The following is a 19698-nucleotide window of genomic DNA, read 5'->3' on the forward strand; positions in this document are numbered from 1 at the left end:
GGTGTCAGCCCCTCAGCTTGTAACCGAAGCCGCGGACGGTCTCGATGCGGTCCTGGCCGATCTTGCCGCGCAGCCGCTGGACGTGGACGTCGACGACGCGGGTGTCACCGCCCCAGCCGTAGTCCCAGACCCGCTCCAGCAGCCGGTCCCGGGACAGGACGGTGCCCGGCGCGTCGGAGAACTCCAGCAGCAGCCGCATCTCGGTCGGCGTCAGCGCGACCTGCCGGCCGTCCCGGCGCACCTCCATGCCCTCGCGGTCGATCTCCAGGTCGCCGAAGCGCAGCACGGCCTCCGCGGTCCGCTCCGCCTCGCCGGCCCCGGCGCCCGCGCCGTCCGGGCCGCTGGCGTGCCCGAAGCGGCGCAGCACGGCGCGGATGCGGGCGACCAGGACGGCGCCGTCGAACGGCTTGGTCACGTAGTCGTCGGCGCCCGCTTCGAGGCCGAGCACCACGTCGATGGAGTCGGCGCGCGCCGACAGCATGATCACGGGGACGGTGGACTCGTCACGGATGCGCCGGCACAGGCTCACGCCGTCCAGGCCCGGCACCATCACGTCCAGCAGGGCGATGTCCGGCCGGTCGGCCCGGAACGCCTCCAGGCCCGCCAGCCCGTCGGGCACCGCGGTCACCACGAAGCCGTCCCGCTCCAGCGCGAGCTGGGTGGCCTCGCGGATGACGTCGTCGTCCTCGACGAAGAGCACATGGGTGTCGGCCATGGCGGTCTCAGCCCTCCGGTTCCGCGCCGTCTTCCGTTTCTCCCGGTTCTCCGGTTTCCGCGGGTTCCGGGGTGGGGGATTCGACGGCGGTTTTGCTGTAGTCGGTGTGGTACGGGGCGTACGCGACGAAACGGCCGTTCTTCCAGCGGTAGGGCATCACGTCCTCGCCGGAGGGACAGCACACCTTGTCGCCCGTGTCATACGTCTGCTTGGACACCTCCAGCTCACCCTTGTTCACACCCGCGTACACCGACGGCTGCTCCATGGTGAACACATTCTCGTACGTGTCTCCGTTCCTACGGTAGACGTACGAGCCGATGCCGACGGAGTCGGCGCAGGTCATCACGTTCACGATCACGTCGGCGGTCTTGCCGCCGGTCAGCGGCGCGTACGTCACCTCGATCGGGTACGCGTCGGCGGCGCACGGCTTGGCGAGGGACTTCTTCACCTCCGCGCCGACCTTCGGGTCCTTCTTCAGCAGGTCGACCGCGTTGACCTTCTTGTACGCGACGGAGGGCGACGCGGAGGGGGAGGCGGAGGTCGGGGTCTTGCGGATGGGGGTGCTGTTCCCGGTGCCCTCGGTCCGGACGCCCTGACCGGCGGCGTTGCACCCGGCGAGCAGCAGACCGGCGGCTGCCAGCACGGCGACCGCCACGCCGAGCTTGGCGAGGCCGCTGCCGGGGAGGGGGGTGCGGGGGGTGGTGCGTGTCTTGTTTGCCGGGTGCGCCTCGGTCGTCGGGCGTGTCCCGGTCGTCGGGGGCGCCCCGGGTGCCGTGCGTGCCTCGGGGCCGGTCGGCTCCCGGCCGCCCGGCCCCTCGGTGGTCGGCCGGTTCCTGGCCAACCTGTTCCTGGTCAAACCGCTTCTGGTCAAACCGCTTCTGTTCACCGTCTCGTGACCAAGCCGCTCGTCCTGCCGTCGCCGTCGGTCCGGCCCGCGGGTCAGGCCGCGCACCGCTCCCGCTCGCCGCGCTCCAGCAGGCGCGCGTCGGCGTCGCGGTTCTCCAGTTCCTGGCGCAGCCGGGCCAGCGCCCGGTGCAGCGTGCTCTTGACCGTCCCGGTGGACATGCCGAGCGCCGCCGCGGTCTCCTCCGTGCTCATCTGCTCCCAGTGTCGCAGCACGACGACGCTGCGTTGCTTCGGCGCGAGCACGCCGAGTATGTCCATCAGGAGGGCGCGGTCGGCACGCTGCTCGGCGCCGTCGTCCACGCTGGCGTCCGGAAGCTGCTCGGTGGGCACTTCCTCCAGCTTGCGGGCCCGCCACCACTCCGTCCGCGTGTTGATCATGACGCGGCGGAGGTAGGCGTCGGCCAGCGACTTGTCCGCGATCCCGTCCCAGCGCCCGTAGGTGCGGACCAGGGCCGTCTGGAGGAGGTCCTGGGCGTCGACAGGGTCCGGCACCAGGCGCCGGGCGCTGCGCAGCAGGGCCTCCTGCCGCGTGCGCACGTACTCTTCGAAGTCCAGTACCTTGCCGCCGCTGGTCGCCATTCCGACGCCTCCGTTCCGCTTGCGTTCCCCACGTTGGTCGCGCTGGTGGTCATCTCCGGCGCGAGACAGACGCTACGGACGGGGTGTTGCGACGCAATGTGCGTCGAGCCCACAGGCAATGCACGGAAAACCGTCGGTTGTGTAACAGCGGGCTCGTAGTCATACCTGGGACGGACGGCTGCCATCGGGGCGTCCTACCAGGGAGGGACGGGGTGCGTAGCGGCTGCGGGAAGGGGGGCGGGGCGGGAGGCGCCTTCTTCGTACGTGCCTTTTCCGTGCGCGGCTTCTCCTTACGAGAACGGGATTGCTTCCCTGGTGCTGTGAGGCCTTGGTCGGGCGGCCTTGCAGGGCCCTGGTGCCGAAGGGCCCTGATCGGGGCCCCCACAGGCACCAGGGAACGCGCCCGCCCTCAGGGCGCTCAGCTCAGCTCAGCGGCAGCCGGTACTCGCCGTTCGGCAGCGGTTCGACCAGGCCGTCCGCCACCAGGCCGTCCAGCGCGCGGGCCCGCTGCACCGGCTCGTCCCAAACGGCGTCCAAGGCCGCCTGCGGCACCGGCGCCACCGCCTCGCGCAGGACGGCGAGCAGCTTGCCGCGTACCTGCCGGTCCGTGCCGGCGTACGTCTGGCCGCGGCGCGGCGGCCCGTCGTGCGCCGGCGACCCGGCCAGCCGCCAGGCGCAGCCCGCCGCGATCGGGCAGCGGACGCACTCGGGCCCGCGCGCGGTGCACACCAGGGCGCCCAGCTCCATCGTGGCCGCGGCCCACTTCGCCGCCGTCGCCTCGTCCTCGGGGAGCAGCGCGCGGGCGAGGCGGCGTTCGGCGGCGGTGGTGGCGTTCGGCGGGTACTGGCGGCCGGAGACGGCGCGGGCGAAGACCCGGCGGACGTTGGTGTCCAGGACGGCGTGCCGCTGCCCGTACGCGAACGAGGCCACCGCGGCGGCCGTGTACTCGCCGACGCCGGGCAGCGCCAGCAGCGCGGCGTGGTCGCGGGGCACGTCGCCGCCATGCCGCTCCTGTATGGCGCAGGCGGCGGCGTGCAGGCGCAGCGCGCGCCGGGGGTAGCCGAGCCGTCCCCAGGCGCGGACCGCCTCGCCGGGCGGCTCGGCGGCCAGGTCCGCCGGGCGCGGCCAGCGGGCCAGCCACTGCTCGTAGATCGGGAGCACCCGGCTGACGGGCGTCTGCTGGAGCATGAACTCGCTGACCATGACGCCCCACGCGCCCGCCTCCGGGCGGCGCCACGGCAGGTCGCGGGCGTGCTGGTCGAACCACGCGGTGACGCGCCCGTGCAGCCGGGTCACCTCGACGGCGTCCACGGTGACGTCGAGGGCGGAACGGGGCGCGGGGGCGGGCGCCGCGGTCGTGACGGCGGCCTCAAGGGGGGTGAGGGTGGCGTCGGTGGCGGACGGGGCGGTGGTCGCCGTGCCGGGCGCGGCGGCGGAGGCCGGGATGACCGCGTCAACGGGTGCCGCGGTGGCGTCGGCGGCGGGGGCGGCGGAAGGGACAGGCATGGAAGTCATCGCACCGTCGATCCTGGCACGGCCGCGCGCCCACCGGGAAACGCGCCGGTCCGGCGGGGCGCGCGCCCACCCGCACGCCACGCGCGGGGTGGGGTTCGCGGGGGCGGGTGGGTGAGGGGTGGCGGCTGGCGGGGTGGGCGAGGTCGGTGAATGTTGTTCGGTGATTGTTGTTCGTTGACCGGTTGTTGATCGGTGATGGCTCGATCGGTGATCGCTGATGGTTGATGGTTGATGAGTGGCGGGAAGGGTGGGCGGCCTCGGGTGGGGTGGGTGTGCGGATGCCGGGGAAGGTGAGGCGTCGGCTGGGGCGGGTGGTGTGGCTGTTCCGACTGGTGCGGCTGGCCCGGTCGGCCCGGTCGGCCCGGTCGGCCCGGTCGGCCCGGTCGGCCCGGTCGGCCCGGCCGGCCCGGCCGGTTGAGGGCGGGGGAACGGCGTCCCTGAGGGCGAGCGGTCGGATGGGGCGGTTCCTGAGGGGCGTGGGGCTGTGGGCCCTGCTGGTCGCGCCGGTGGTGGCCGAAATCGGGGCGCCGGGGGAGGCGGTCGTCTCCTGGTGGTGGGCGGTGGGCGGCCCGGTGCTGCTGGCGGTGGCCGTCGCGCTGACGCGGCGTGCGCCGGCCGTGGCGCTGCTGGTGGTGGCGGGGGTGGCGCTGACCTGTGGCCCGACGCTGCTGACGGCGTCGTACGTACCCGCGCTGGCCGTCACCGGCTACCTGCTGGGCCGCCGGGCGGCCCGCCCCCGGCCCGCGCTCCTCGCCTTCGCCGTGATGGCCCTGGCGAGCCTGGTGACCTCGTTGGCGGGCGCTCAGGACCCGGTGGCCGTATGGCTGCTGATCCTGGCCGCCTTGCTGGTCGGCGCGGTGTTCCCCTGGCTCGTCGGGCGGTACCGGCGGCAGGAACGGGCGCTGGCCGCGGCCGGGTGGGGCCGGGCGGAACAGCTCGCCCGGGAGCGCGCCGTCGTCGCCGACCGCGCGCGGCTGCGCGAGCGCGCCCGCATCGCCCAGGACATGCACGACTCCCTGGGCCACGAACTCAGCCTGCTCGCCCTGAGGGCCGCCGCCCTCCAGGTAGCCCCGGGGATGAGCGCCGCGCACCGTGAGGCGGCCCGCGAACTGCGCACCGCGGCGGCGGACGCGACGGAACGGCTGCGCGAGATCATCGGCGTCCTGCGGGAGCGGGAGACGACGGAAGCGGAACAGGACATTCCCCTCGCTCCGGCCGGGGAGAGCATCGAGGCCCTGGTGCACCGGGCCGCCGCGTCGGGGCTGCGGGTGCGGATGGTGACGGGGGCGGACGGGCCTTCGGAGGGCGAGGCGGGGGCGACGGACGGGGTGGAGGTGGAGGAGGCCGGAGGGGTGGTCGGGCCGGTGGGGCCAGAGGGGCCGGTCGGGTCGGTCGGTGCGGTGGGGCCGGCCGGATCGGTGGCGGGCGTGCCCGTGTCGCGGACCCCGGACCGGGCTTCCGCCCCGCCGTCTCTGGGGCCCCCCGCCCCACCGCCTCCCGCAGCGCCGCTCGCCCGGCTCTCTCCCCAGGCCGAGCGGGCCGCGCACCGCGTCGTCCAGGAGGCCCTGACGAACGCGGCCAGGCACGCCCCTGGCGCCCAGGTGACGGTGCGCGCCGAGGGTACGGAGGACGGCGGCGCGGTGGTCACGATCGTCAACACGGCCGCGCCGGAGCGGGCGCCGGGCGCCGGGCCACCGCGTCCCGGCGGCGGCACGGGCCTGATCGGCCTGCGCGAACGCGTACGACTGGCGGGCGGCACGCTGGAGGCCGGCCCGCACGAAGGCGGCTACCGGGTCCGGGCCCGACTGCCGGGGGCGGGTGCCGCTCCTTATGACGACCGGGCGTCCGCCTCGTATGACGCCGTGTACGAGGGGCCGACCGCCACCCCGTATGACGACCGGTCGCCCACCTCGGGCAACGCCCCACCCGAGGCCCCGGCCCCGGCCCCCGCCGCCGAGTTCCTTCGGGCGCGGCGGGCCGGTCGGCGGTCGCTGCTGGTGTACTCGGCCGTCGCGGCCTCGGTCGCCCTCGCCGTGGTGGGCGCGTTCACGGGCTACCACGTCTACGCGAAGACCCACTCCGTCCTCGCGCCCGCCGACTACCGGGCGCTGCGCGTGGGCCAGCCCCACGCCGAGGTGGCGGCCGTCCTGCCCGGCCGGGAGGCCACCGACACCCCCGCCGAGCGCGCCCCCGCGCCACCCCCAGGGGCGTCCTGCGCCTACTACCGGTCCAGCGGAAAGATCTTCGGCAGCGTGGACCACTTCCGGCTCTGCTTCCGGGACGGACGGCTGGTGTCCAAACTGACCGTGCCCACCCTCGCGTCCGTCCGGGAGCGGTGACGGCCGACACCCCAGGCAGTACGCGGAGACGCCGACGGGCAGCGCGCGGGGGCATCGACGGCCGACGCACGGAAGCCGCCGAGGGCGGTCGGCGTGTGCGGGTGCCGACGATCGGTGCCCCGCACGGGAGCCCGTCCGCCGTTCCCTACGCTGGGCGCATGACCGAGCCGCGTGCCGAGCGCTCCGACGGACGGGTGAGCCTGCTGCTCGCCGATGACGAGGTGATGGTCCGGGCGGGCATCCGGGCCGTCCTGGCGGCGGACCCGGGCATAGAGGTCGTCGCGGAGGCGGCGGACGGCCGGGCGGCCGTCGAGGCGGCGCGCGTCCACCGGCCCGACGTGGCGCTGCTGGACATCCGGATGCCCGTGGCGGACGGCCTGACGGCGGCCGAGGAGATCCGTTCGGAGGTGCCCGGTACGGCGGTGGCGATGCTGACGACGTTCTCCGAGGACGCGTACATCGCCCGCGCGCTGGCCGTCGGCGCCACCGGCTTCCTCCTGAAGTCCGGTGATCCGTACGAACTGATGGCGGGCGTCCGGGCGGTGGCGGGCGGGGCCGCGTTCCTGGCGCCGACGGTGGCCCGGCACGTCATCGCCGAACTCGGGGGCGGCGGCGTGCGGCTGTCCCGCCAGGCCGCGGCACGGGCGCGCACCGACCGGCTGAGCGACCGCGAACGCGAGGTGCTGGCTCTGCTCGGCGCCGGACTGACGAACGCGGAGATCGCCTGGCGGCTCGACCTGGTGGAGGGCACGGTCAAGGGCTACGTGAGCGCCGTCCTGGAGGCGCTGGGCGTCGGCAACCGGGTGCGGGCGGCGATCATCGCGTACGAAGCCGGGCTGGTACGCGACGCGTGACGAAGAGGGACGAGGATACGGTCATGACCGACATGGCGGATGTACCGGGCGCATCAGGCGAATCGAATGCGTCAGGTGAATCAAACGCGCCAAGCGAACCGAACGCGTCAAGTGAATCGAACGCTTCGAGCACACCAGGCACCTGCCCGCCCGCCATCCGCCGCGCGCTGGCCGCGCACACGACGATGACGCTCGCATACGCCGACGAGGACGGCCCGCAGGCGTGCGCCGTCCTGTACGCGCCCACGGACGGGCCGGTGCCCACGCTGGTCTTCGTCACCGCGGCCACCACGCGGCACGGCCGGGCGCTGTCGCACCCGGGGGCGCGGGTGGCCTGCACCGTCCAGAAGGACGGGCAGCAGTGGACGGAGCTCACCGGGGTCCAGGGCCGGGGCACCTGCCGGCGTCTGGAGGGCGCGGAACGGGAGGCGGGGTGGCGCGCCTACCTCGCACGGTTCCCCTTCGTCGCCGCGGACCCCCGGCTGACCGCCGCCCTGGAACGCACCGCCCTGTGGGAACTGCGCCCGGACTGGCTGAGGCTGATCGACAACGGCCAGGGCTTCGGCCACAAGGAGGAGTGGCACCCGGACCCCGCACCTGAGTGACGGGCCTGCGCACGCCCCGAGTGACGGATCTGCGAGCGCTCTGTGTGACGGATCTGCGCACCCCAGTGACGGACCGGGCGTGCGCTCTGGGTGACGGACCTGGGCGCACCCGCCAGAACGGGTCGTCTTCCTATAGCGCCCTATAGCGCGAAGGCCGCGACCGGAGCCCTGGCTCCCGTCGCGGCCCTCTTCGCGGCCCGGTGCGCGTGCGCTACGCCGTCGTCACCAGCACCCGAAGGCGTCCCGTCTCCAGCCGCGTCACCAGTGACGTCACCGGCCGCGTCAGCAGCATGACGGTGACCGCCGCCAGCACCGCGCCCACGCAGAGGCCGACCACCACATCGTGCGGGTAGTGGGCGCCCACGAATATCCGGGAGAAGCCGGTGAGCAGGGCGACCGGAATCGCCAGCCAGGCCGCGACGCGCCAGGCGAGCAGGATGCCGACGGCCAGGGAGGCCGCGATGGCCGAGTGGTTGCTCGGGAAGGACCAGTCACCCTCCGGCGGGCAGGGCACGATCGGCGCCACGGCCGCCCGCACCGCCCGGCACGGCCGTTCCTCGTTGACCACGCTCTTGACGGCCTCACTGGCGATGTAGGCGACGATCGTGCCCACGGGCACCAGGACGGCCAGCGCGACGCCCCGGGCGTCCCCGCGCCGGGCCCGCCACCAGCCCAGCACCGCCACCGCCATCAGGAGCAGGATGCCGCCCTCCGTGCCGGCTTCGGCGAAGGAATGGAACCAGCCGGGTGTACTGCGGGCGAAGTCGGTGATGTCGCGATAGAGGTCGGCGCTGCCGCGATAGAGATCGTTCATGGTCGACAACGGTACGTAGCCCTCGGTGATCACCACATCAGACGGTGGTCGGACCGGGGACCTGACGAAGGTAAGGGCCACCGGCGGGGCCACCGGGAGCGGCACTCTTCGCGCCGAGCGCCGAGCGCCGAGCGCCGGTCCACCGGTCCACCGGCCACCGAGGCGTGTGGACGCCATGGGCGGCATCGTGACCGGTCATGAGAGCAGACGATAGGAAAAGTGGTACCTCGTGTGGCGGGTACTGACCGGAGTGACAACTGATCTCTCGTAGAGTTTCCGCGTGGGATCTCTGCGCAATCCGATCGGGCCGCTCCCCTCCTCCATCTACTGGCGGCGGAGGGCCGTTGCGCTGGCCGTGGTGGTGCTGCTGGCGCTGTTGGTCATCTGGGCCGTCAACCTGGGCGACGACGAGGACACCGCCGGCTCGGGCAAGGGCCGGGGCGGCGCCGCGCCCGCCACCTCCATCACGCCCGGTCCCAACGCGACGGAGTCCGGGATCAGCCAAAAGCCGGGCGGACGCGACGAGTCGGGAAGCGGTGGCGGTGCCGGGTCGGGCGGTGACTCGGGGTCAGGTGAGGGGTCCGGGTCCGGTTCAGGCGGAGGCGGGGCATCCGGGGGGAGCGGCGCGGCGACCGGCTCGGGGGTCGGCGCCGGATCCGCGGGCGACAACGCGCCCATCGGAGCGGGCCCTGGCGTGGTCACCGTTCCGGCGGGCGCCACCCCGCCCAACTGCTCGTCGAACACGACCGAGTTGAAGCTGCGCCCCTTGAAGGACAGCTACGGGCCGGACGAGAAACCGGAGTTCGAGATCACGGTGAAGAACTCCGCCGACGGGGACTGCAAGGTGGACCTGGGACGCGGATCGGCGCTGCTCACCATCAGCGACGACACCGGGGACACGCGGGTGTGGGGCTCCGCCGACTGCCCGGTGGTCAAGGGCTCCGTGCTGGTGCGAGTGGGCGCGGGCGCCACGGTCACCCGCATCGTCGAATGGAACCGCGAGCCCAGCGCCCCCGGGTGCGCGACCCCGAGCCTCACCGAGGTGCCGGCCGGCGACTACCTCGCGGAGATCCGGGTCCCCGGCCTCACGGCGACCCACGTCCGCTTCACCCTCGCCGAAGCCTGAGCCGGGGCGTAATCCGCCGTCCTCGCGGCCCGAGGCGGCGCCCGTGCCGACCTCCCCGGCGCAAGGCGTAGCGCGGTATACGCAGCCGACGCATGTGACGCACCATCAAGGCGCGTACGAGTCGGCGGAACTGACGAACGCGTTGCCCTCTCATCAGGCGCCAACCGCCCACGTCCACAGCTACGCACCTGGCGCACCCGACACACCCGACGCGCACACCCCCACAACCCCCACAACCCCCACAACCCCCACAACCGCAACAACCCCCAAAAACTCCCACAACCCCCGCACTTCCCCGCGTCTTTATAGGTCCCCGATCGGCCTTTCACACCCCGTTCCGCCCTCGGCGTGACCGCTTCCGCCGGCGCCGGATCGTGGGGCACAGTCGCGGCATGAGGCTTTTGATTCTGGGCGGGACCGAGTTCGTGGGGCGGGCGGTGGCGGACGAGGCGCTGGCGCGCGGCTGGGAGGTGACCGTCTTCCATCGCGGGAAGCACGCGCCACCGCCGGGGGTGGGCGTGCTGCACGGCGACCGCACGGATTCCGCGACGCTGGCGCCGCTGGAGAAGGGCGAGTGGGACGCGGTCGTGGACACCTGGGCGGGCGCGGCGTCGGCGGTGCGGGATGCCGCCCGGGCGCTCTCCGGGCGGGTCGGGCACTACGTCTACGTGTCCAGCCGCTCGGTGCACCCGTTCCCCGTCGCGGCGGGGACCGCCGAGGACGGCCCGGTGGTGGACGCCTCTCCGGACGCCGGAGACGTCGCCTACCCCGAGGACAAGCGGGGTGGCGAACTGGCCGCGCTGGCGGAGTTCGGGGACCGGGCGCTGCTGGGGCGCGCGGGGCTCATCCTGGGGCCGGGGGAGAACCTCGGGCGGCTGCCGTGGTGGCTGGGGCGCGTGGCCCGCGGTGGCCCCGTGCTGGCGCCGGGCCCGCGCGAGCTGCCGCTGCAGTACATCGACGTGCGCGACCTCGCCCAGTGGTTGCTGGACGCCGCCCGGGCGGGTCTGGGCGGCGCCTACAACCTGGTGAGCCGGCCGGGGCACGCCACGATGGGCGACCTGCTGGAGGCCTGCGTACGCGTCACCGGTTCCGGCGCCGAACTGCGCTGGACGGACCCGGAGACGGTGCTCGCGGCGGGGATCGAACCGTGGACCGAGCTTCCGGTCTGGACGCCACCGGGCGAGATGCACGCGGCCATGCACGGCGGGGACGTCACCAAGGTCCACGCGGCCGGGCTGCGCTGCCGGCCGGTCGCCGACACCGTCGCGGACACCTGGGCCTGGCTGCGGGAACGGGGCGGCACGGCCCCGCACCGGCCGGACCGACCGCCGGTGGGCCTCTCCCCGGAGAAGGAGGCGGCGGTGCTGCGGCAGATATGACGGATGCGGGGGAGTCGGCTACGACGGGTGCGCGGGAGCGACGATGACGGGGCGAGGGCGTCCGTCACGACGGGCAAGGGAGCCGATCACCACGACGGGTGTGGGGGAGCCGATCACGACGGGTGCGCGGAAGCGACGCTGACGGACGAGGGCACCGTCACGACGGGAGAGGGCGCCCGTCACGACGGACGAGCAAGCCGATCATGACGCGCGAGGGGGCCGATCAGGCCGATCACGACGTGTGCGGGGAGTCACCTACGACGGGACGAGGAGGCCGTCACGCCGCCCGCCCGCTCGCCCCGCGCCGTCCCGCCCCGCAGGACCGGTTCCCCGTCCCACCCACGGCACCCGCCGCTAGACGTACCGCTCCAGGATCGACGACTCGGCCAGCCGGGACAGTCCTTCGCGTACGGACCGGGCGCGGGCCTCGCCGACGCCCTCGACCATCTGGAGGTCGTCCACGCTGGCCGCGAGCAGCTTCTGCAGCCCGCCGAAGTGCTCGACCAGCCGGTCGATGATCGCACCGGGCAGCCGGGGCACCTTGGCCAGGAGACGGAAGCCGCGTGGGGAGACGGCGGAGTCCAGCGTCTCCGGTGAGCCGCTGTAGCCCAGGGCGCGGGCGACGATGGGCAGTTCGAGGAGTTCGGCGTGGCTGAGGGCGTCGAGGTCGGACAGCGCCTCGGGGACGGTGCGGGAGCGCTTGGCGGTCGGCTCGGGGACGTAGTCCCGGGCGACGAGTTCGCGCTCCGGCTCGACGCCCGCGATCAGCTCGTCCAACTGGAGGGAGAGCAGCCGGCCGTCCGTGCCCAGCTCGACGACGTACTCGGCGATCTCGGTGGCGATCCGGCGCACCATCTCCAGCCGCTGCGCCACCGCGGTGACGTCGCGGACGGTGACCAGGTCCTCGATCTCCAGGGCGGAAAGGGTGCCGGCGACCTCGTCCAGGCGCAGCTTGTAGCGCTCCAGCGTGGCCAGCGCCTGGTTGGCGCGCGAGAGGATGGCGGCCGACTCCTCCAGGACCCGGCGCTCGCCGTCCACGTACAGGGCGATCAGCCGCATCGACTGGCTGACGGAGACGACGGGGAACCCGGCCTGGATGGAGACGCGCTGCGCGGTGCGGTGGCGGGTGCCGGTCTCCTCGGTGGGGATGGACGCGTCCGGGACGAGCTGGACCCCGGCGCGCAGGATCTTGGTGATGTCCTTGTCCAGGACCAGCGCCCCGTCCAGCTTGCACAGCTCGCGCAGCCGGGTCGCGGAGAACTCCACGTCCAGCACGAAGCCACCGGTGCACATCGACTCGACGGTCTTGTCGAAGCCGAGCACGATCAGGCCGCCCGTGTTGCCGCGCAGGATGCGCTCCAGTCCGTCGCGCAGCGCGGTGCCGGGTGCCACCGCGCTCAGCGAGGCGCGCATCAGCCCATCGGTGCCGCTCTCCCCCGACCTGGACCTGCCGGGAGACGCTGCCCGGTCGTTGGCTGCCACTGCACTCCTCCGTCGCAAGGTCTGTCGGTGCCGCGGGCCGCCCGGCCGAAGCCTTGGTCACGTGGGAACGTGCGTACGAGTCGCGTACGTGTGCCGGGGGCACCGCTCCCTGGACGGGCGAGACCTGGGCAAAGTCTACCGGCGGCCGGACTCCGGACGGGGGGCGTCCTCTTGGGGCGGTTCGCGGCGGACGCGCTTGGGGAGCACCCCCAGCGCCTCGCCGACATCGGCCACTTCGCGCACCCGCATCCCCGGCGGGATCTTCCCCGGATCGGCGGGCACCAGGGCGTGCGTGAAGCCGAGCCGGGCCGCCTCGGCGAGCCGCCGCTGCACGCCCGTGACCCGGCGCACCTCGCCCGCCAGCCCCACCTCGCCGATGGCGACGAGATTCTTCGGCAGCGGCGTGTCACTGGCGGCGCTGGCCAGCGCCAGGGCGACGGCGAGGTCCGCCGCGGGCTCGGTCAGCTTCACGCCGCCGACCGTGGCGCTGTAGATGTCCCGCTTGCCCAGGGCGCTGATCCGGCCGCGCTGCTCCAGGACGGCCAGCATCATCGACACCCGGGAGGTCTCCAGCCCGGACGTGGTGCGGCGGGGCGAGGGGATCTGCGAGTCCACCGTCAGCGCCTGCACCTCGGCGACCAGCGGGCGGCGGCCCTCCAGGGTCACCGTCAGGCACGTCCCCGGCACCGGCTCGTCGCGACGCGTCAGGAAGAGGCCGGAGGGGTCGGCGAGGCCGGTGATGCCCTCGTCGTGCAGCTCGAAGCAGCCGACCTCGTCGGTGGTGCCGTACCTGTTCTTCACGCCGCGCACCAGGCGGAGCCGGGCGTGCCGGTCGCCCTCGAAGTTCAGCACCACGTCCACCAGGTGCTCCAGCAACCGGGGACCGGCGATGGCGCCGTCCTTGGTGACGTGGCCCACCAGCAGCGTGGCCATCCCGCGCTCCTTGGACGCCCGGATCAGGGCCCCGGCCACCTCGCGGACCTGCGCCATGCCGCCGGGCGCGCCGTCGATCTCGGGTGAGGCGATCGTCTGGACGGAGTCCACGATCAGCAGCGAGGGCTTGACCGCGTCCAGATGCCCGAGGACCGCCGAGAGGTCGGTCTCGGCGGCGAGGTAGAGGTGATCGTCGATGGCCCCGATGCGGTCGGCGCGCAGCCGCACCTGGCTCGCGGACTCCTCACCCGTCACGTACAGCGTGCGGTGCTCGGGGCCCGCTGCCTTGGCCGCGACGTCCAGCAGCAGCGTGGACTTGCCCACGCCCGGCTCCCCGGCCAGCAGCACCACGGCGCCCGGCACCAGACCGCCGCCCAGCACGCGGTCCAGCTCGTCCACCCCGGTCGTGCGGGCGGTGGCCTGGCGGCCGTCCACCTGGGCGATCGGCAGCGCGGCCGTGGTGACGCGGCCGGGGGCGGTGGTGCGCACGGCGGGCGCGCCGCCGAACTCCTCGACCGTGCCCCACGCCTGGCACTCGGGGCAGCGGCCGAGCCACTTCACCGTCGTCCAGCCGCACTCGGTGCAGCGGTAGGAGGGCCGTTCCTTGGCCGGGGATTTACGGGTCGCCATGGGGTTCACCGTAATGGCGGGGTCTGACAACGCCGGGAGGGCGGGTGGGAGCGGGCTGCGCGGGGTGGGTGGGGACGGGCCTGGGTCGCCCTATGACGCACGGCTCACGAAACCCGGGACAAACCCGGGACGAAGGTCCCGTGCCCCCGGCGGGGCGAAGCTCCCGTACCCCCGAGAACGAAGCGGCCGAAACCTGAAGAACAACGAAGAACGATGCCTACGGAACCAACCGAACCAACCAAACCAACCCCCACGGAACGGGCACCCCGCGAACGAAACCCGGATGCGGAATAACACCCCGGAGGGAGGAAGGACAGCGGCTATTCGCGGGGTTCCTGTCCCCTTTTGAGGGAGAAGGTCACCCGTAGGGATTAAAACTGCCCAAGTGACGCGAGAAGGTCTGCATCATCCGCCTACCGTCGCCGGGTGATGAGCAGCAGGCCCGACTCCCATCCGTACACCACCGGCTCCCACCCCGTGGACGCGAGCGCGTCAGGCCGCACGCACCAGCGGCCACCGGAGCGGTACGAGCCCTATCTGGACGGGCTGTTCACCTACTGCCTGTCGGTGCTGTGCGAGCACGACGCGGCGACCGCCGTCCTGGGCGAGGTGCTGGTCCTGGCCGAGCGCCACCACGGACGGCGGCCCACCGAGGACGGCCTCTACCGGCCCTGGCTCTACGCCCTCGCCCGCTGGGCCTGCCTGCGCCGCCTCGCCGAACGGCGCCCCGTCCGCGCGTCCGCGTCCGGGCGGCCGGACCCCGGCGCGCCCCTCGCCCCCGACGAGGACCGGGAGGCGGCCCGCCGGCGCGCCGAGCTGGCCGCCCTCGCCTGGCCGGAGGCGGCCGGCACCTCCTCCGAGCAGCGCGAGGCCCTGGAGCTGTCCGTGCGCCACCACCTCTCGTGCGGGGAGGTCGCGGCCATCCTGGGCACCGGGACGGAGGCCACCCGGGAGCTGCTGTCCAGCGCGTCCTGCGAGGTGGAGCGGACGCGGGCGGCGCTGGCCGTGGTGGAGGTCGGGCGCTGCCCGGACGTGGCGCAGCTCGGCGGCGACACCCAGATGCTGCTGGGCGCGGCGCTGCGCCGGGAGCTGGTCCGGCACGTGGACGAGTGCGCCGAATGCCGGCGCACGGCCGAGCGGGTCACGGCGGGCGGCCCCTGGCCGGGCACCGACCCGGCCGCGCAGGACGCCCTCCCCCTGGTGGCGGTGCCCCGGACGGAGGTGGGCGCGGCGATGTCGGCGGCGTGGAACTCCCGCTCGGGCCGGGCGGAAGGGGTGCCGGGCGCCGTCACCGGCAGCCGCGCGGGCCGCGTCGCGCGGGCGGCGGGCAAGCGTGGCGCGGACGACGCCCCGCGCTACGACCGGGGCGGTTTCCCCCTCGGCCCCCGGGACCGTGCCGCCCGCCGCCGCAGGCTGCGCCGCCGGGTGCTGACCACCACCGTCGTGGCCACCGTCCTCGCCGCGCCGCTGCTCGCCCTGTGGGCCGCCTACCGGGGCACCGCACCCACGGACGAGGCGGGCGGCGACACCCCCTCGGTGACGGCCAACGAGACGAACGACCGCGGCGGCTACGAGGGCGCCCCGTACGAGAACGCCGGCAGCGCCCACTCCACCCCCGATCCGCGCTTCACCGCGGGCAGCCGGTCCCCCGACCTCGCGGTGGCGGTGCTCGGCGCGGACGGGCAGCCGCTCGGGGAGGCGGAGCCGCTCCGGTCGCGGAGCGGCCCCGGGCGGCTGGCCGTCGCCGCGCACGCGGTCGGCGGCGCCACCGCCGTCGTGCTCACCGCGTCCGGTGGCGCCCCGGTCCACTGGTCGGCGCGGTCGGACGCGCCCTGGCTGCGGCTGAGCACCTCGGACGGGGAGCTGCGGCCTGGGGAGGTCACGACGCTCACGGTGCGCGTCGATCACGAACGGGAGCCCGCCGGGCACTGGCGCACGCGGATCCTCTTCGACCCGGGAGGGACGGCCGTGGCACTGGAGGGCCGGGGCGCCGCCGGTCACGGCCGGGGACCGGGCACCCGTACCTCCGGCTCGTCCTCGCCTTCCGCGACCCGTCTGCCGTCGGGGCCGTACGCCCCCGCGTCAACGACGGCGTCGGCCCCCGTCCGGCCGTCCGACCCGGGCCCGCGCCCCACGGCCCCCCCGGCCCCGACCGACTCGACGACGCTCTCGGACAGCCCCATGCCCACCCCGCACCCGGGCGAGGTCGGGCCCAAGGGGTGAGGGCCGGGCCCCGGAGCGCGGACCGGCCTCCGAGAGGGCCCGTCCCCGGACGAGGACGAACCGGCCTCCGAAACGGCCCGCCCGGGACGGAGACCACCCGGCCTCCGAGACGGCTCACCCGGGACGGAGACGGACCGTTCATATGATCGCGACCGGTCCGTTTTGCCGCATTCCCCGGCGCGGTAAGGGAAAAATTGCGTCAAATAAAAAGGCGCGGCTCGCGGCACGCCCCTTCGTCGGCTTCGCCGGATATGCGCGTTACCGGGGGCGTGCCGAGCCCAACGCCCGCATCAAACGCACCGCCCGCACCGAGCAGCCCGCCCGCACCGAGCAGCCCACCGGCCACACCAAGCCACCCCGCCCCACCGACTCAGCGACCCCACCGACTCAGCCGATCACACCCACTCGGCCGATCACACCCACCCCGCCGATCACTTCGACTCAACCGGCGGAACCGGCAGGACCGGAAGCAACGGAAAGCCCGACGCGGCCACTCGCACCGGATCCGCCGGATGCGGGGCCAGGAGCGGCGCCGTCGCCATTCGCTCCTCGCACAGTTCCACGAGCCGCGCGTAGCCCTTCTCGCCCATCAACTCGATCAGTTCGGGGCGGTAGGTGACGTACACCGGCTCGCCCGCGCCGTGCGCCGAGGGTGCCGAGGTGCACCACCAGTGCAGGTCGTGGCCACCGGGGCCCCAGCCGCGCCGGTCGTACTCCCCGATGGAGATCTGGAGGACGCGGGTGTCGTCGGGCCGGTCGATCCACTCGTACGTCCGGCGCACCGGGAGCTGCCAGCACACGTCCGGCTTGGTCTCCAGGGGCTCGCGGCCCTCGCGCAGCGCCAGGATGTGCAGCGAGCAGCCCGCGCCGGCGGCGAAGCCGGGGCGGTTCTGGAAGATGCAGGAGCCCTTCCAGCGGCGGGTCTGGCGTTCCCCGTCCTCGTCCTCCTGGACCCAGCCGGACTCCGTCCCCACGTCGTGGAACTGCCAGATCTCGGGGGTGAGCCGGGCCACGTGCCCGGCGACCCGCTGCTCGTCGTCCTCGTCGGAGAAGTGGGCGCCCAGGGTGCAGCAGCCGTCGTCCGCGCGGCCCGCCTCGATGCCCTTGCAGCCGCTGCCGAACACGCAGGTCCAGCGGGAGGTCAGCCACGTGAGGTCGCAGCGGAAGACCTGCTCGTCGTCGTCCGGGTCGGGGAAGGTGACCCAGGCGCGGGCGAAGTCGAGGCCGACCTCCTCGGCCCGCGCTTCCGGCGTGCCCGCGGAGCGACGCTTTTCTGCCTTCTTCAGGCCTTTTTCGTGCTTCGCCTTTTTCGTCTTTGCCACCTCTCCAGACTAAGGCGATCAGGTCGGGGATCGGCCGCAGTAGGTTTCCCGTTATGAGACTCGGTGTCCTTGACGTGGGTTCGAACACGGTCCATCTGCTGGTCATGGACGCGCACCCGGGTGCGCGCCCGCTGCCGGCCTACTCCCACAAAGCCCAACTCCGGCTGGCCGAGCTGATCGACGAGGACGGCGCCATCGGCGACGCCGGGGTCGACCGGCTGCTGACCACCCTCCGCGAAGCGCTCCAGGTCGCCGAGGACAAGGGTGCCGAGGACGTGCTGCCGTTCGCCACCTCCGCGATCCGCGACGCGTCCAACGGCGAGGAGGTGCTGCGGCGGGTGGAACAGGAGACCGGCGTCGCCCTCCAGGTGCTGTCCGGCGAGGACGAGGCGCGGCTCACCTTCCTGGCCGCGCGGCGGTGGCTGGGCTGGTCCGCGGGCCGTCTGCTGGTGCTCGACATAGGCGGCGGCTCGCTGGAGATCGCCTACGGGCTGGACGAGGAACCGGACGCCGCCGTCTCGCTGCCGCTCGGCGCGGGCCGGCTGACCGCCACCGACCTGCCGGGCGATCCGCCGGATCCTGCCGACATCCGGTCGCTGCGCAAGCGGGTCCGGGCCGAAATCGGTCGGGTGGTGAGCGAGTTCGCCCGCTTCGGCACGCCGGACCACGTCGTGGGCACCTCCAAGACGTTCAAGCAGCTCGCCCGGATCGCCGGGGCCGCCCGCTCCGCCGACGGCCTGTACACGCAGCGGGAACTGAGCCGCAAGGCCCTGGAGGAGTGGGTGCCGCGGCTGGCCGGGATGACCACGGGGGAACGGGCCGCGCTGCCCGGCGTCTCCGAGGGCCGCGCCCGGCAGCTCCTGGCGGGGGCGCTGGTCGCGGAGGGGGCGATGGACCTGTTCGGGGTGGAGGTCCTGGAGATCTGTCCGTGGGCGCTGCGGGAGGGCGTGATCCTGCGGCGGTTGGATCATCTGCTGGAGGTGTGAGGGGGCGGTCACGGGCCCGCCGGGCGGGCCCGGCCCCGCGACCGTCCGCCTGGCCTCCCCATAAGGACCCGCCCGCCGTCCGGCCCGCCTACCCTGCCTCCCTACCGCCCATCTCCCCGATCCCCCCGGTGTCCGGACCACCTGCCCCCGGTCCGGCGGCGGCCCGTACGCTGTGTTCCGTGACGGAGCCTGTGGTGCGCATCCCGGATGCGAAGGTCGCCCTGTCCACGGCCTCGGTGTATCCGGAGTCGACCGCGACGGCCTTCGAGATCGCCGCGCGCCTGGGCTACGACGGCGTCGAGGTCATGGTGTGGACCGACCCGGTCAGCCAGGACATCGAGGCGCTGCGCCGGCTCTCCGACTACCACGGGGTGCCGATCCTGGCCGTGCACGCGCCGTGCCTGCTGATCACGCAGCGGGTGTGGTCCACGGACCCCTGGGTCAAGCTCCAGCGCGCGCGCAACGCCGCCGAGAAGCTCGGCGCCTCCACCGTCGTCGTCCACCCGCCCTTCCGGTGGCAGCGCGGTTACGCGCGGGACTTCGTGCGCGGCGTGTGGCGGATGGGGAACGAGACGGACGTGCGGTTCGCCGTCGAGAACATGTACCCGTGGCGCTACCGGGACCGCGAGATGCTCGCGTACGCCCCCGACTGGGACCCGACCAAGGACGACTACCGCCACTACACGATCGACCTCTCGCACACCGCGACCGCCCGCAGCGACGCCCTCCAGATGGTCGACCGCATGGGCGACCGGCTGGCCCACCTCCACCTCGCCGACGGGAACGGCTCCAACAAGGACGAGCACCTGGTGCCCGGCCGCGGCTCGCAGCCCTGCGCGGAGCTGCTGGAGCGGCTGGCGGCCACCGGGTTCGACGGCCACGTCGTGGTGGAGGTCAACACCCGGCGCGCCATGTCGGCGGCCGAGCGCGAGGCCGACCTCGCCGAGGCGCTGGCCTTCACGCGGCTGCACCTGGCGTCGCCGACGCGGGTACCGGGGACGTGACGGTGGCTTCCGCCAGGAGCTGACGCGAGCGAGCCGCCCGCCGAAACCGGCCCGGAACCGCCCCCGAGCCGACCCGGGCCCGCCGGAACCCACCCGGGCGCGCCCGCCCGCCGGAGGCCCGTCCGCCGCGACCCCCCCACCGGGCCCCCACCCGACCCCCACCGGACCCGTCCACCACCCGGTCCCCCGTCTCGCATACCGAAACCCGTGTCCGAACCCTGGAGCCGGGGCGTAGGCTCGCAGGATTCCGGCCCCCGCACACACGTACCCGAGGGAGTGGATCCAC

16 protein-coding genes are annotated in these 19698 nt (G+C 74.1%); 8 read left to right on the forward strand and 8 right to left on the reverse strand.

Annotated elements, in window-relative coordinates:
• Window positions 1-4: 4 nt before the first annotated feature.
• From cseB to ABZX96_RS26215, 4 genes are all read right to left on the reverse strand, one after another.
• Window positions 5-715, reverse strand: coding sequence for a two-component system response regulator CseB (gene cseB / locus ABZX96_RS26200; RefSeq protein ID WP_355549090.1), 711 nt, complete (start codon window positions 713-715; stop codon window positions 5-7).
• Between the two features lie 7 nt (window positions 716-722).
• On the reverse strand, window positions 723-1556 hold the full coding sequence (locus tag ABZX96_RS26205) for a hypothetical protein (RefSeq protein ID WP_355549092.1): 834 nt from the start codon (window positions 1554-1556) through the stop codon (window positions 723-725).
• A 98-nt stretch (window positions 1557-1654) separates the two neighbouring features.
• Window positions 1655-2200 (reverse strand): SigE family RNA polymerase sigma factor, encoded by a 546-nt coding sequence (locus ABZX96_RS26210; protein ID WP_355549093.1) that lies wholly within the window; start codon window positions 2198-2200, stop codon window positions 1655-1657.
• A gap of 423 nt (window positions 2201-2623) precedes the next feature.
• Window positions 2624-3706, reverse strand: coding sequence for an A/G-specific adenine glycosylase (locus tag ABZX96_RS26215; protein WP_355549095.1), 1083 nt, complete (start codon window positions 3704-3706; stop codon window positions 2624-2626).
• A 464-nt stretch (window positions 3707-4170) separates the two neighbouring features.
• Here ABZX96_RS26215 and ABZX96_RS26220 point away from each other — a divergent pair, with 464 nt between their 5' ends.
• The 3 genes from ABZX96_RS26220 (at window position 4171) to ABZX96_RS26230 (ending at window position 7513) form a co-directional block, all read left to right on the forward strand.
• Window positions 4171-6054, forward strand: coding sequence for a histidine kinase (locus ABZX96_RS26220; RefSeq protein ID WP_355549097.1), 1884 nt, complete (start codon window positions 4171-4173; stop codon window positions 6052-6054).
• Window positions 6055-6212: 158 nt separating this feature from the next.
• A complete protein-coding gene (locus tag ABZX96_RS26225; RefSeq protein WP_355549099.1) occupies window positions 6213-6908 on the forward strand; it encodes a response regulator transcription factor in 696 nt (231 codons plus the stop codon).
• A gap of 155 nt (window positions 6909-7063) precedes the next feature.
• Window positions 7064-7513 (forward strand): pyridoxamine 5'-phosphate oxidase family protein, encoded by a 450-nt coding sequence (locus tag ABZX96_RS26230; RefSeq protein WP_355549133.1) that lies wholly within the window; start codon window positions 7064-7066, stop codon window positions 7511-7513.
• A 211-nt stretch (window positions 7514-7724) separates the two neighbouring features.
• Here ABZX96_RS26230 and ABZX96_RS26235 read toward each other — a convergent pair whose 3' ends face one another.
• Complete coding sequence (locus ABZX96_RS26235) at window positions 7725-8327, reverse strand: phosphatase PAP2 family protein (protein WP_355549101.1); 603 nt, start codon at window positions 8325-8327, stop codon at window positions 7725-7727.
• Window positions 8328-8607: 280 nt separating this feature from the next.
• Between ABZX96_RS26235 and ABZX96_RS26240 the strand changes: the two genes are divergently transcribed.
• Together ABZX96_RS26240 and ABZX96_RS26245 are read left to right on the forward strand one after the other, a co-directional pair.
• Window positions 8608-9453: a hypothetical protein gene (locus ABZX96_RS26240; RefSeq protein ID WP_355549103.1), complete on the forward strand. Its 846-nt coding sequence runs from the start codon at window positions 8608-8610 to the stop codon at window positions 9451-9453.
• Window positions 9454-9845: 392 nt separating this feature from the next.
• Window positions 9846-10832, forward strand: coding sequence for an NAD-dependent epimerase/dehydratase family protein (locus ABZX96_RS26245; protein WP_355549105.1), 987 nt, complete (start codon window positions 9846-9848; stop codon window positions 10830-10832).
• 354 nt (window positions 10833-11186) lie between these two features.
• Here ABZX96_RS26245 and disA read toward each other — a convergent pair whose 3' ends face one another.
• Together disA and radA are read right to left on the reverse strand one after the other, a co-directional pair.
• Complete coding sequence (disA, locus tag ABZX96_RS26250) at window positions 11187-12314, reverse strand: DNA integrity scanning diadenylate cyclase DisA (protein WP_355549106.1); 1128 nt, start codon at window positions 12312-12314, stop codon at window positions 11187-11189.
• A gap of 135 nt (window positions 12315-12449) precedes the next feature.
• A complete protein-coding gene (gene radA / locus ABZX96_RS26255; protein ID WP_355549108.1) occupies window positions 12450-13877 on the reverse strand; it encodes a DNA repair protein RadA in 1428 nt (475 codons plus the stop codon).
• Between the two features lie 429 nt (window positions 13878-14306).
• On the opposite strand from radA, the gene ABZX96_RS26260 reads away from it, so the two are divergent.
• Window positions 14307-16100: a sigma-70 family RNA polymerase sigma factor gene (locus tag ABZX96_RS26260; protein WP_355549110.1), complete on the forward strand. Its 1794-nt coding sequence runs from the start codon at window positions 14307-14309 to the stop codon at window positions 16098-16100.
• 431 nt (window positions 16101-16531) lie between these two features.
• Here ABZX96_RS26260 and ABZX96_RS26265 read toward each other — a convergent pair whose 3' ends face one another.
• Window positions 16532-17422, reverse strand: coding sequence for a hypothetical protein (locus ABZX96_RS26265; protein WP_355549112.1), 891 nt, complete (start codon window positions 17420-17422; stop codon window positions 16532-16534).
• 53 nt (window positions 17423-17475) lie between these two features.
• Between ABZX96_RS26265 and ABZX96_RS26270 the strand changes: the two genes are divergently transcribed.
• Both ABZX96_RS26270 and ABZX96_RS26275 read left to right on the forward strand, forming a co-directional pair.
• Complete coding sequence (locus tag ABZX96_RS26270; RefSeq protein ID WP_355549114.1) at window positions 17476-18408, forward strand: Ppx/GppA phosphatase family protein; 933 nt, start codon at window positions 17476-17478, stop codon at window positions 18406-18408.
• Window positions 18409-18587: 179 nt separating this feature from the next.
• Complete coding sequence (locus tag ABZX96_RS26275) at window positions 18588-19412, forward strand: sugar phosphate isomerase/epimerase (protein ID WP_355549116.1); 825 nt, start codon at window positions 18588-18590, stop codon at window positions 19410-19412.
• Window positions 19413-19698 lie beyond the last annotated feature (286 nt).

The organism is Streptomyces sp. NPDC003077 (assembly GCF_040611095.1).
GTDB lineage: Bacteria > Actinomycetota > Actinomycetes > Streptomycetales > Streptomycetaceae > Streptomyces.

What these genes read in the sequence shown, in the direction of transcription:
- cseB (WP_355549090.1), bottom strand. Translation starts at nt 715, where the DNA reads ATGGCCGACACCCATGTGCTCTTCGTCGAGGACGACGACGTCATCCGC.
- ABZX96_RS26210 (WP_355549093.1), bottom strand. Translation starts at nt 2,200, where the DNA reads ATGGCGACCAGCGGCGGCAAGGTACTGGACTTCGAAGAGTACGTGCGC.
- ABZX96_RS26215 (WP_355549095.1), bottom strand. Translation starts at nt 3,706, where the DNA reads ATGCCTGTCCCTTCCGCCGCCCCCGCCGCCGACGCCACCGCGGCACCC.
- ABZX96_RS26220 (WP_355549097.1), top strand. Translation starts at nt 4,171, where the DNA reads ATGGGGCGGTTCCTGAGGGGCGTGGGGCTGTGGGCCCTGCTGGTCGCG.
- ABZX96_RS26225 (WP_355549099.1), top strand. Translation starts at nt 6,213, where the DNA reads ATGACCGAGCCGCGTGCCGAGCGCTCCGACGGACGGGTGAGCCTGCTG.
- ABZX96_RS26235 (WP_355549101.1), bottom strand. Translation starts at nt 8,327, where the DNA reads ATGAACGATCTCTATCGCGGCAGCGCCGACCTCTATCGCGACATCACC.
- ABZX96_RS26245 (WP_355549105.1), top strand. Translation starts at nt 9,846, where the DNA reads ATGAGGCTTTTGATTCTGGGCGGGACCGAGTTCGTGGGGCGGGCGGTG.
- radA (WP_355549108.1), bottom strand. Translation starts at nt 13,877, where the DNA reads ATGGCGACCCGTAAATCCCCGGCCAAGGAACGGCCCTCCTACCGCTGC.
- ABZX96_RS26260 (WP_355549110.1), top strand. Translation starts at nt 14,307, where the DNA reads ATGAGCAGCAGGCCCGACTCCCATCCGTACACCACCGGCTCCCACCCC.
- ABZX96_RS26270 (WP_355549114.1), top strand. Translation starts at nt 17,476, where the DNA reads ATGAGACTCGGTGTCCTTGACGTGGGTTCGAACACGGTCCATCTGCTG.